Here is a 13,009-nt window from a genome sequence, read left to right on the forward strand (position 1 = left end):
TTGTGAGGTTTTTTGTTTTATAAACGGAATTCAAATTAAAGGGTTTCTTTTAGCCATTTGAAAAATTCACCTTGCCAAATTTGAGCATTTTGAGGTTTCAGCACCCAATGGTTTTCTTCTGGAAAATATAGGAATCTACTTTTTATTCCTCGCAATTGAGCTGCTTGAAAAGCTTCTTGTCCTTGTCCTATTGGCACACGAAAATCTTTCCCGCCTTGAATGATTAAAATGGGTTTATTCCATTTCTCCACCAGAGTCATTGGGTTGAATATAGTATACGCTTTTTGAGCAACAGCATTATCTTTTTCCCAATAAGCACCACCAAAGTCCCATTTATTAAAGAAAACCTCTTCAGTGGTCCCAAACATACTTTGAGTGTTATAAACACCATCATGAGCAATGAATGTTTTGAATCGGTTGTTGTGGATTCCAGCTAAATAAAACACTGAATAGCCTCCGTAACTGGCACCAACGCATCCTAAACGAGTGGCATCAACATATTTTTCTTTAGCCACATCATCAATTGCCGAAAGATAATCGTTCATCACTTGTCCACCCCAGTCTTTACTGATTTGTTCGTTCCAAGCCACTCCATGACCTTGCATACCGCGACGGTTTGGTGCCACTACAATATAGCCGTTAGCCGCCATCAATTGGAAATTCCAGCGGAAGGAATACCCTTGTGTCAATGGTGCCTGTGGTCCTCCTTGACAAAATAAAAGTGTTGGATATTTTTTTGACGCATCAAAATTAGGTGGAAGGATTACCCAAACCAGCATTTTTTTACCGTCGGTTGTGGTTACATATCTTCTTTCGGTTTTGCTTAACGCCAATGAATTATAGCTTGCTGTATTTATATTTGATAGTTGTTTCCAAGTGTTTTTCTTCAAATGGTAAGAATAAATTTCTGCAGCATGGTTCATGTCCGTTCTCGTTACGATGATATTGTCACCTGAAAAACCAACCAAATCATTGACGTCAAAATCGCCATTAGTGATTTGATGAACATTGATTGCAATTTTGGTAAGTCCTGGAAAATTAACTTCAAATAATTGTTTTGTTCCGTCTATTGGTGCAACAAAGTAGATTTTTTTACCATCATTACTCCACATAAAATGATCAACTGTTCCGTCCCAGTTTGCGGTTAGGTTCATGTTCATTCCTTTGAAGCTGACAATAATATCATTTTTATCTGATTCGTAACCGTCACGCTTCATTTGTAACCAAGTCAAATTTCCTGTTGGAGAAAATAGTGGAGCGGTATCATAACCTAGATTATCTTCGGTTCTGTTACTAGTTTTTCCAGTTTCCAAATTGTATTCGAAAACATTGGTATTGGTTGAAATAGCATATTCTGTACCTGCTTTTTTCTTGCTGACATATAAAATGCTTTTACTGTCTGGAGACCAGATATAATCTTCGTCACCACCAAAAGGTTTTTGTGGGCTATCAAAATTCTCTCCTTTCAGAATGTCGATTCCAACAGCGCCTTCTTTGTTTTCTTTATAAAAAACATGGTTGAATTTGCCTTCGTTCCAAGTATCCCAATGGCGATAATCTAGTCCATTGTAGATTTGAACTTCTGATTTTTCAAGAGCGGGATAAAAATCTTTCCCTAAAACCTTGTCAATTTTTACTTCTTCATTATAAACAATATACTTTCTGTCAGGAGAAATGTTCTTGTCTTTTAAAACTTCTTTGGTATCGTTTATTTCAGTTGGATTTCCGCCACTTAAGGGTAAAGTGTAAATTTTAGAGTTTGATTTATTTTCTTCAACAGAAGGAGTTGCTACTTTATAAACTACATTTTTTCCGTCTTTTGAAATACCTAATGGGGTTACTCTTCCTAGTTTCCAAAGTAATTCAGGGGTCATTACATTTTGTGCCATAGCATTTAGACTCATCATTATTAGTGTTGTAAACAGTATTTTCTTCATTTTAAAAATTGATTTTTTCAAGCTATAAAAATAGCCTATTTAAGTTGATGTTTTTCGTTTTTAACACTTGCTTTTTAGCCCCGATAATAGAGGAAATCCTTTTATTTTTTTCTTTTAAAAAATAAAAGATTGTAACGGATAGCGGGATTAGCTCCTGAAATAAATTCAGAATAAATCCTAAAAATTATTATTTTTATAAAAAATATTTGGATATGGATTTGAGCTATTGGGAATTAAAAAACTGGTTTACTGACGTAGATTATACGATTGTGGGGAGCGGTATTGTGGGCTTGCATACTGCATTACGCTTGCGCGAAAGATTCCCTGAAAGTAAAATTCTTGTTCTGGAAAAAGGGATGTTGCCGCAAGGAGCCAGTACTAAAAATGCCGGTTTTGCCTGTTTTGGAAGCCTTTCGGAAATTATTGATGATTTAAAATCCCATTCAGAAGAGGAAGTTGTCAATCTTGTTCAGAAACGATGGAAAGGACTGCAACTATTGCGAAAAAGACTTGGTGACGACAGGATCGATTTCAAGCCTTACGGCGGTTATGAGTTGTTTTTGAATACGGATGAAAACAGTTATAGCGAATGCGTTGGGAAATTACCATTTATCAATGAAATTTTAAGACCACTTTTTAAAACCGATGTTTTTGCCAAAGAAGTCGATCGTTTTGGTTTTAGCGGCATTCAGGAATATTTGATTTTTAATCCTTTTGAAGCACAGATTGATACTGGAAATATGATGCAGGCTTTGTTGAAACAAGCGATTAATGAAAATATTTTGATTCTAAACCAACAAACGGTAACGTCGTATTTAGATAAAGGTAATGGAGTCGAAGTAGCGCTTGGTGATTTTAATTTCACTACTAAAAAATTGTTGTTTGCTACGAATGGTTTTGCAAACGCACTTACTAATGGTGCTGTAAAACCAGCCAGAGCACAAGTTTTGATTACAGAGCCAATTAAAAATTTAGATATAAAAGGGACGTTTCATTTTGATAGAGGGTATTATTATTTCAGGAATATTGGTAACAGAATATTGCTAGGCGGGGGTAGAAACCTTGATTTTGAGACGGAAACAACTACCGAATTTGGGCAAACAGAAATCGTGCAAAAAAAATTGGAAGAATTATTAAAAGAAGTAATTTTGCCGAATCAGGATTTCAAAATTGCACACAGTTGGAGCGGAATAATGGGCATTGGCAATAGCAAGAATCCTATCGTTTCGCAACTATCAGATAATGTATTTTGTGGTGTACGATTGGGAGGAATGGGAGTGGCAATAGGAAGTTTAATAGGAACAGAATTAGCAGAATTAGTATAATGGCAACGAAAATAACACCAAAAAGATCAAAACAACCCGCAAAAAAAGAACCAACAACTTTTATGAGCAAACTAACCCGTTTTTTATTTAAAGTTTTCTTGTGGTTTCTGGGAATCTCTTTGTTTTTTGTGGTGCTTTTTAAATTTGTTCCGGTACCATTTACTCCTTTGATGGTGATTCGTGCCATTGAAAATAAAATGGCTGGGAAAGAAAATTACTTCAGTCATGACTGGGAACCTCTTGAAAATATATCAGTTAATTTACAAAAAGCGGTGATTGCCAGTGAAGATGGAACTTTCTTGAAACACAATGGTTTCGATTTTACCGCGATGCAAAAAGCGTATAAAAGTAACGAAAGAGGACGCAGAATAAAAGGAGGAAGCACGATATCACAACAAACCGCCAAAAATGTATTTCTTTGGCAAGGGCGTAGTTATTTAAGAAAAGGATTGGAAGCATATTTTACCGTTTTGATAGAGACTATCTGGGGGAAAAAACGCATCATGGAAGTATATTTGAATAGTATCGAAATGGGTGATGGAGTTTATGGTGCGGAAGCAGCAGCACAACACTGGTATAGAAAAGATGTTTCTAGTTTGACACCGCAACAAGCAGCAGGAATTGCTGCGATATTACCAAATCCAAGAAAATATTCGGCAACAAGTTCTTCATCTTATATCAATAATAGAAAATCTAAAATTGTCCGTATCATGCGACATGTGGGGAAACTGGAATATTAGATTCTTTGGTTAGGAAGATAATCGCACAAAAACTAAAAAACCGTAAACTCTTAATTAAAAGATTTTACGGTTTTGTTTTGTAGAGAAAGTAAATGTAGGAATGCTTATTTATTCATAGAAATATAATCAGAAGGCGACATTTTGAAATGTTTGTGGAAATTTCTGCCAAAACTGGTTTGGGATTTGTAGCCTACTATTTCTGCAATTTCATACATTTTATAGTCTTTATTTAAAAGTAATTCGGCAGCCTTTTTTAGCCTGACTAAGTTGATTAATTCATTTGGACTCATATTTGAAATATCCTTGATTTTTCTATACAACGTAGATCTGCTCATGTTCATTATTTCGGAAAGGGATTCCACGCTTAAATTTTGATCTGCAATATTTTTTATAATTTCTTCATCTAATTTTTTCAAAAAGTTTTCATCCGTCTTATTGTGTGCCATACTTTTTATATGAGAAAGAGGAGAACTAGCATAATAGTTCATTATTTGTTTCCTGTTTTCGATTAGATTTGAAGACTGAACTTTTAAGTATTCCATAGAAAAAGGTTTGGCAACATACGAATCTGCCCCAACCTCTAATCCATCAATTTGGGATTTGAGGGAATTTTTAGCGGTTAGTAATATTACTGGAATATGGCTTGTTTCTAGATTGGTCTTGATTTTTTTGCACAGCGTAATCCCGTCCATAATGGGCATTTCTATATCACTTATTACTAATGCGATATTTTCATTGTGAATTATTTTAAGCGCGGTTTCTCCATTGTTAGCTTTTAAAACAGCGTAGGACGACAGCAATTCGTTGGTTATAAAATTCAATAAATCTTCATTATCTTCTACAACTAAAATGGTTGTTTTTTCACTTTTTATTTCGGGTTCTATTATTTCGTTTTCATTGTTGTTAGTTTCTTTAGTCTGTTCGTCATAAAGCATAAATTCCTCTTCTTGATGCAAAGGGACAATAAACTCAAAAACATTCATTTTTGGTTCAGAAAAAATTAATTGCAAACTACCATGATGAAGTTGTGTTAGCGAATGAGCTAAAGAAAGTCCGATTCCGGTTCCAGAATTAGTATCCATATTATCAACTCTGAAAAAGGGTTCGAAGATTTTATCTTTTAAATTACTCGGGATTAATTTTCCGTCGTTTTTGACAATTAGTTCTAATTTTTTTTCATCTCTAATCAAACTCACTATGACTTTTTTTTCAGAATATTTGATGGCGTTATTGAATAGGTTACTCAATATTTTTTTTAAGGCTTCTTTATCTACAAAAGCATAAATGTCTTTATCGCTTAATTCTAATTCAAAATCAATGTTTTTTTCTTCGATGAGTTGGCTAAATCTTAAATGCATGTTTCTAACCAATGCTGAAATATTTACTTCAACAAAAGTTAGTTTTAAACCGCCAATTTCTGTTTTTCTAAAATCTAAAAGTTCATTTACCAATTTTAATAATCTTGAGGTATTCTTTTTCATTATGGAGAGATTTTGCGGAATCTCAGGAGTTTGATATTCAAACTTTAAAAGTTTTTCTAAAGGGCTTTTGATAAGTGTTAGTGGCGTCTTGATTTCATGGGCAACATTTGTAAAAAATTCTATCTTGGCTTGATAGATTTCTTTTTCTTTTTCGTCGTTTAGATGTTTAATTTTTCTGTCATTTTTTTCTTGGCTTAAATTATTAGAATAACGAATAATCATAAACAAGCCATAACAGATTAACATAAAGTACAATAGATACGCATAAGTACTTGCCCAAAACGGCGGTAGTATTTTTATTTTGACAGCAATTTCTTTACTCCAAACGCCAAAACTATTGCGTGATTTTACTTTAAAAATATAGGAGCCAGGAGAGAGTTCCGTAAAGAAAACTTTATTGTTCCTTTCTAAATAGACCCAATCTTTATTTACATCCTCTAATTTGTACCAATATTCTGTCAGCTCAGCTCCCGTATAATTTAATGCTGCAAATTCAATATTAAAAGACGATTGATTGTGGTTTAGTTCTAGTTCGTCTACATGCGAAATGGATTTTTTTATAGGTGAGTCTTTATCATTTGTTTGTACTTCCTGATTATTTATTTGCAAACTGGTTATAAAGATTTTTGGAGCGAATTTGTTTTTACTAAAATGTTTAGGATTGAAGCTAATCATTCCATTTAAGTTGCCAAAATACATATCTCCATTAGTGTCTTTGTAAGCTGAGTTGTAGTTGAACTGATCACTTAATAAACCATTAGCGGTTGTGTAAATTTTAATACTATTGTTTTCAGGATTAAACTGTACTAATCCTTTAGAGGTTGTTATCCATAAATTTTGCTTGTCATCTTCTAAAATAGAATAGAAAACATTGCTTGGGAATCCTTTTTTGGTATTGAATTTGGTAAAGGTTCTTGTTTTTTTGTCAAATAAATTTAAACCGTTTTCCGTGGCAATCCATAAATTTTTCTTACTGTCCTCAAATATGGAGTTGATAGAATTGTTGCTTATTCCTTTTGCATCTTTATAATTGTATCTGAAAATTTCTTTCTTCTTATTTTTAGAATTGTAAAATAATAACCCGTCTCTATAGGTTCCGGCCCAGTAATTTCCATCATTATCTTCCATAAATGAGGTATAATGCATGTTTTCAGGAAAATTCTTTAAAACATCAAAATTGTCATTTATCGAATTGTATTTGTAAATTCCTACGGAAGTTTGTACCAGTAAATCTTTGTTTCGGGTTTTATAGAAACTAAAGATAAAATTACTTTTAAGAGCGCCTGCTTCAGTACCCGCATTGTAATGTTTGATTACTTTTCCTGATTTGCGATCCAAAACATCTAAACCATGTTCAAATGTGCCAATCCAAATATTTTCTTTTCGTGGCAGTAAAGCATGAATATTATAATAAGATACTGAACCTGGACTCCCATTTGGTTTATAAGAAGTAAATACCTGAGTTTTTGGATTGAATTTATTGAGTCCCGCGTCTTCAGTTCCTATCCAAAAATCCCCGTTATCATCTTTGTGAATTTCTCTGACGGCGCTTCCGCTAATCGAATTTTGATTGTTCTTAGGGAAATATTTTTTGAACTGGGTATATTGTTTTTGATGATAGTTGATGCCTCCAAAATAAGTCCCAATCCAAACCCCATTTTCTTTATCAATAGTAATAGAATAAGCGGCATTATCTGAAATACTAAAAGGGTCGTTAAAGTCTTTTTTTAGATTGATGTATTTTTTTGTTTGAATGTTGTAAATATAAACACCTGATTCGCTTGCTATCCAAATCTCATTTTTTCCATTTTTTTTGAATTGCCTTACAAACAAAGGGTCTTTTGTGGCAAATGGCAGGGAAGACGTACTTTTATTTATGCGATTATAGGAAAGAACACCATGATCTTGTGTGCCTATTAAAATGTTGTTTTTGTCTAAAGCGTAAATTACCGTTATTCTATAAGATGGATTATTGTAATTTAATGGAACGGTTTCGAATGATAAACTTTCCTCAGAATAATGATACAACTTGTTCAAAGAAGAAACCCATATTTCTCCTTTTGCATCTCTTGTAATAGAAGTGGCTATAAAATATTTGTTTGGATTAAATGTAGTGGTCTCATTTTTTACAGTGGAATATTTATAGAGAATATTGCCTGAAATGAACCATATATTACCATGGTTATCATGCTCAATTGCTGCGATTCTATCATTAATGGCTTCGTTTAGGATACTAAAACGATCTAGTTTTTTATCGTATTTATACAATCCCTTATCCGTGCCTACCCAAATTATACCTTTATATTCATGTAAGGATTGAATGTAATTACTTCCTAAACTATGAATTGGGTCTGAATTGCTTCGGTAGGTCTTGAAACGGTAGCCATCAAACCTATTTAAACCATCTTTTGTGCCAAACCACATAAAGCCATCCTCATCCTGTAATGATGATAAAACAGTATTATTTGAGAGTCCTTCTTCTACTTGATAATGCTTAAAATAATACTCCTGTGCTTGCAGAGAATCTATTGTTAAAATTAAAAAAATACAAAAAAATAAGAATTTACGCATGTTTATGATTTTGATGTTTAATGCCAACTTCGACGAATCGTCTCAATTGTCTTCCAAATGTTGCAACACCTTAATTTTATAGCTCTAAAACAAGAATTTGCATCATTTCCAGTAAATATTGACACAAATGAATAGATTTTTTTTGAATTAAAATGACCTATTTTGAATTTTCAAATAAAAGATATTGATAATTTATTGGCTTTAAAATTATTATATCTATAAAAAAAATCAATAAAAAATTCACATTATTAATTTATAAAAAAAATGAACCAAATTTTATTGGAAAGCAATATGAATTGCTTTTTTGTTCGAATCAGAAGCGATTGAAATCTCCCAATCATTTAATAAACCAAACTAAATAAATTAAAACTATTTAAAATGAAAAATCAATGAAAACAAAAATCAACCAAATTTTAAAGAAGAGATATTGCCTCTTACTTTTTTTTAGCTTACTGCTACAAAAAGGGTATGCTCAAGAGCAAATTAAAATTACGGGAAAAATAACAGCTGCTCTTCACGGAGATCCTGTTCCTTTTGCCAATGTTCTTGTCAAGAATACACAAAATGGTGCAGTGACAGATTTTGATGGAAATTTTTCCATTACTGCTAAATCAGATGAAACACTTATAGTTTCTTACCAAGGATACAAAACAAAAGAAATAGCTATAAAGAATCAGAAAATAATTAATATTTCAATCGAAGAAAGTGCAGTTGCCTTAGATGAAGTAGTTCTTGTAGGTTACGGATCACAGCAAAAGAAAGATTTAACGGGAGCTATTTCTGTCGTTAAAGCGAATGAGATCCAGAAAAGACAAGTTACAACGATGGCCGAAGGATTGCAAGGCTTAGTAACAGGTGTCAAAGTTCGAGGAGGAGGAAGACCTGGACAAGAAGCAAGTATTGAAATTCGTGGACTTAAAAATCTTCAAAACACAAATCCTCTTTATGTAGTTGATGGTTTAATTACTACAGCTAACAGAGATTTTAATCCAAATGACATTGAAACCATTCAGGTTTTAAAAGATGCTTCTGCAGCAGCTATTTACGGATCTAGAGCTGCAAACGGGGTAATTATTATCACAACTAAAAAAGGTAAAAAAGGCCCTTTGAAAATTGAAGTTTCCTCTAAAACAAGTTTTTCAACTATGCCAAAATATGATTTGATGGGTACGGAAGAATTTTCGAAATTCAACTTTCAAGCCTATGATAATGCTGGTATTCCGAGACAAAACTTGAATCTAGGAGTAAATACGGATTGGCAAAAAGAGATTTTTAAACAAGGATTGCTTCAGGATTATAACGCCAGTTTTTCCGGAGGTGGTGACAATTCCACTTTTTTCATCTCAGCAAACTATTTTGGAAATGAAGGAACTGTAATTTCAACTGATTTTAACCGTGTTTCTTTTAGAGTGAACTCTAGCGGAAGTAAAGGGATTTTTAGCATTGGTGAGAACTTAGCTATCAGTAATTCAAGAACAGATGAAATGTCTGGAAATCCTATAATCGATGCTTACCGATTATTACCTACGATTCCTGTTTATGATGAAGATAATCCAGGAGGGTATGGTTATGGAAAACAAGGTGTAGCGAATACTTTTGGAACAAATCCAATTGCACTTGCCAATTTATTAGACACTAAAAACGAAAATTTCAGAATTAGAGGAAACTTATGGTCCGAAGTAAAACTAGCTTCTTTTTTAAAGTATCGCTTTAATTTTGGATACGAAACCAGTTTCGACAGTTATAACTTTATTAGAAAATTAGGAAATTGGACTTTGAATCAGCCTTTTGAACAATCGTTTATCAACCAAAATAAAGGCCGCTCAGAAACTAAATTATTTGAAAACACATTGACTTTTAAAAAAGAATTTGGCAAGCATGACATTACGATTTTGGCAGGTCAAACATTTCAAAAAGACAACTACGACCAAATATATGGTACCAAAAGAAATCTTTTGATTAATCCAAGTACAGGGGAGTATTTTGATGTTTTAGATTTAGGAAATCAAGCAGAAGTTGGCGGGTTTAGAAATGAGGCTGCATTAGCTTCTTATTTGGGAAGACTGGAATACAATTATGATGATCGTTATTTATTTAATGCAGTTTTCAGACGTGACGGTTCTTCAAAATTTAGTGATGCCAATAAATGGGGGAACTTTCCATCAGCTTCATTAGGATGGAGAGTGAGCAACGAATCCTTTTTTAAATCAAAATTCATTAATGATTTGAAATTAAGAGCTAGTTATGGGGAATTAGGTAGTGGAAATATTGGAAACTACGAATACCAAGGCTTCATAAACACTTTTGGTGCTATTGTACTTGGAGATGGTCAAACTTTATATCCATCAGCCACTCAAGTTAGATTAGCAAATGATGAATTGCGTTGGGAAAAATTAAAACAAACCAATGTCGGGATAGATTTAGGAATGCTTAATAGCTCTTTACGCTTAACGGCAGATTATTTTGTTGCCCGTACTGAAGATGTTTTATTTGGATTCCCAATATTGATGACAACGGGTAATGACGGAGGAAATCCTATTTCAAATGCGGCAACTGTACAGAATAAAGGATTTGAATTGGATTTAAGCTACAGCAAAAAAATAAATGATTTTTCATTCAATGCATCTGTAAACTTTACCAAACTAAACAATAAATTAGTTTCCCTTGGTAACGGACAAAATGAAAGCATTCAAGGAAATACAATTACAAAAGCGGGAAGTGCCGTAGGAATGTGGTATATGTTACAAACGGATGGATTGTTCCAAAACCAAGATGAAATTCAAAACTATGTGAATTCAGCCGGAACTGTAATTATGCCAAATGCAAAACCTGGAGACATTCGATTTAAAGATGTAAATGACGATGGAGAAATTACAAATGAAGACAAAGATGTTGTAGGCAGTCCATGGCCAGAGTTTGAAATGGGTTTTAATGCTGGAGCTTCTTACAAAGGTTTTGATTTCTCTATGAACTGGATTGGTTCTCATGGAGCTACTGTTTATAACGGATTTAGAAGTACGGTTGATCGTTTTGATGACGACAGTAACTACAGAACAGGAATTCATCCTTGGACTCCTGAAAATCCAAACACTGATTTCCCTAGAATTGTAAAAGGAACTACTTTAAATGCTAGAGGTGATAGTGATCGTTTTTTAGAGAGTGGTGATTTTATCAGACTTAAATACATTGGATTTGGCTATAACCTACCTGAAAAACTTTTACAAAAAGCGGGTCTTACAAGCGCCAGATTTTCTTTATCTGCACAAAATGTGATTACAATTACAAAATATCTAGGACTTGATCCTGAATTTAGTAATGGTAATATTTTTCAAAGAGGTGTGGATGTTGGTTCTTTTCCAAACCTGAAAACCTATTCATTCGGCGTGGAATTTAGTTTTTAATTTTAAAAAAATAGCATAATGAAAAAAATATTTTTAATAACTGTAGTTTTTCTCAATCTCTTATCCTTGTCTTCATGTGATAATGAATTGGAACTTAACAACCCAAATACGCTAACAACTGGCCAGTATTGGGCTACAGAAAGTGATGCACAAGCAGGGATAAATTCTGTTTATGCCATGTTTTACAAAGATGGTTTGTGGGCAAGATGGATTTATTTCCGTCTGGATTTAACATCCGATGAAGGCTTCAGCCAAAGTCCTTGGATAGAATTAGCGGACTGGACACGATTTAATTACATCAATTATAATTTCTGGGAAGGAAACAACGTAACCTGGAGAGATACCTATAAAGCTATTTTCAGATGCAATCAGGTTCTTGCCAATGTTCCAAAAATCGAATTCAAAAATGAAGATGATAAAAAGAAAATTTTAGCTGAAGCAAAATTTTTAAGAGCATTACACTATTATTATGCAGCTATACTTTGGGAAAATATTCCAATCGTTTTAGAGCCATCAACACCAAATGATCGTCCAGAGCAAAAAAACATCACGGAAGTTTGGGCACAAATAGAAAAAGACTTAAACGATTCTTTTGCTGATTTACCAACTGAATGGGCGGGAGATCAAACAGGAAGACCAGACAAAGGTGCTGCAAAAGGAATGCTTGCAAAAGTATACATGCAACAACACAAATGGACAGAAGCTAAAACAGCTTTAGAATATTTAATTTCTGGTACTGGAGCAAAATACAGTTTAGTCGCTAATTACAGAGATAACTTTACTGCTGTAAATGAAAACAACAGTGAATCTGTTTTTGAAATTCAGTTTGGAGACCAAAGAAAAGGCGGAACTGATGAAGGTCCAAGTGCTGCTGTTTCCAGTAACCGTGCCCAATTTTTTGCCCCAAGGAGTATCGGATGGTCAGACGGACAAGCAAGATTTTGGTTAGTAGACGCTTTCAAAAAAGAAAAAAATAAAGACGGAGGTTTAGATATTCGATTAAAATACACCTTGTTTTATCCTGATTTATTAGCTGATTTTGGAGACAAAACATACAATAAAACTTGGCAATGGGGAGCAAATGAAGCTTGGTTCAGAAAAGGTAGTAGAGATTATTACAGAGATAATGAAGATTATTACAGTCAAGTGAACTATCGATTAATTCGCTATGCTGATATTTTATTGCGTTACGCTGAAGTCTTGAATGAAACAGGAAATACTGCAGGTGCCTACCAATATGTAGACATGGTAAGAGCTCGTGTAAATATGGGAACTTTAGCAGTTGCGCACCCTGAAATTGGGAATGATAAAGCTAAATTTTTGGAGCAATTAAAAATGGAACGCGTTTTAGAATTGGCTGGCGAAAGTGTTCGTTGGGAAGATTTAAAACGTTGGGGAGATTTAGACACTCAAGCTGCTGTGGATAAAATTTCATTGCGTGATCCTGATTTTAAAAACTTTAAGGTTGGTAAAAATCAAAGATTACCAATTCCTCAAGTTGAGGTTGATAATAACCCTAATTTAAGTCAACATCCGGAATACTAATTTTTAATT

The 13,009-nt window shown here is 33.5% G+C and carries 6 protein-coding genes; 4 read left to right on the forward strand and 2 right to left on the reverse strand.

Going from position 1 to position 13,009, the window contains the following annotated elements:
* Positions 1-35 precede the first annotated feature (35 nt).
* On the reverse strand, positions 36-1,937 hold the full coding sequence (locus OA85_RS05985) for a S9 family peptidase (protein ID WP_039108571.1): 1,902 nt from the start codon (positions 1,935-1,937) through the stop codon (positions 36-38).
* 212 nt (positions 1,938-2,149) lie between these two features.
* Between OA85_RS05985 and OA85_RS05990 the strand changes: the two genes are divergently transcribed.
* The gene (locus OA85_RS05990; RefSeq protein WP_039108572.1) at positions 2,150-3,262 is read left to right on the forward strand and encodes an FAD-binding oxidoreductase; all 1,113 of its coding nucleotides are present in this window, start codon (positions 2,150-2,152) and stop codon (positions 3,260-3,262) included.
* Complete coding sequence (gene mtgA, locus OA85_RS05995) at positions 3,262-4,002, forward strand: monofunctional biosynthetic peptidoglycan transglycosylase (RefSeq protein ID WP_039108573.1); 741 nt, start codon at positions 3,262-3,264, stop codon at positions 4,000-4,002. The genes OA85_RS05990 and mtgA overlap by 1 nt, the downstream gene beginning before the upstream one ends.
* A gap of 104 nt (positions 4,003-4,106) precedes the next feature.
* Here mtgA and OA85_RS06000 read toward each other — a convergent pair whose 3' ends face one another.
* Entirely contained in the window at positions 4,107-8,054 is a 3,948-nt protein-coding gene (locus tag OA85_RS06000) for a hybrid sensor histidine kinase/response regulator transcription factor (protein ID WP_039109405.1), read from the reverse strand.
* Positions 8,055-8,443: 389 nt separating this feature from the next.
* On the opposite strand from OA85_RS06000, the gene OA85_RS06005 reads away from it, so the two are divergent.
* Both OA85_RS06005 and OA85_RS06010 read left to right on the forward strand, forming a co-directional pair.
* The gene (locus tag OA85_RS06005) at positions 8,444-11,455 is read left to right on the forward strand and encodes a TonB-dependent receptor (protein ID WP_039108574.1); all 3,012 of its coding nucleotides are present in this window, start codon (positions 8,444-8,446) and stop codon (positions 11,453-11,455) included.
* Between the two features lie 18 nt (positions 11,456-11,473).
* Positions 11,474-13,000 (forward strand): RagB/SusD family nutrient uptake outer membrane protein, encoded by a 1,527-nt coding sequence (locus tag OA85_RS06010; protein ID WP_039108575.1) that lies wholly within the window; start codon positions 11,474-11,476, stop codon positions 12,998-13,000.
* The last annotated feature ends 9 nt before the right edge of the window (positions 13,001-13,009 follow it).

The sequence above is a fragment of the Flavobacterium sp. AED genome (assembly GCF_000812945.1).
Lineage (GTDB): Bacteria > Bacteroidota > Bacteroidia > Flavobacteriales > Flavobacteriaceae > Flavobacterium.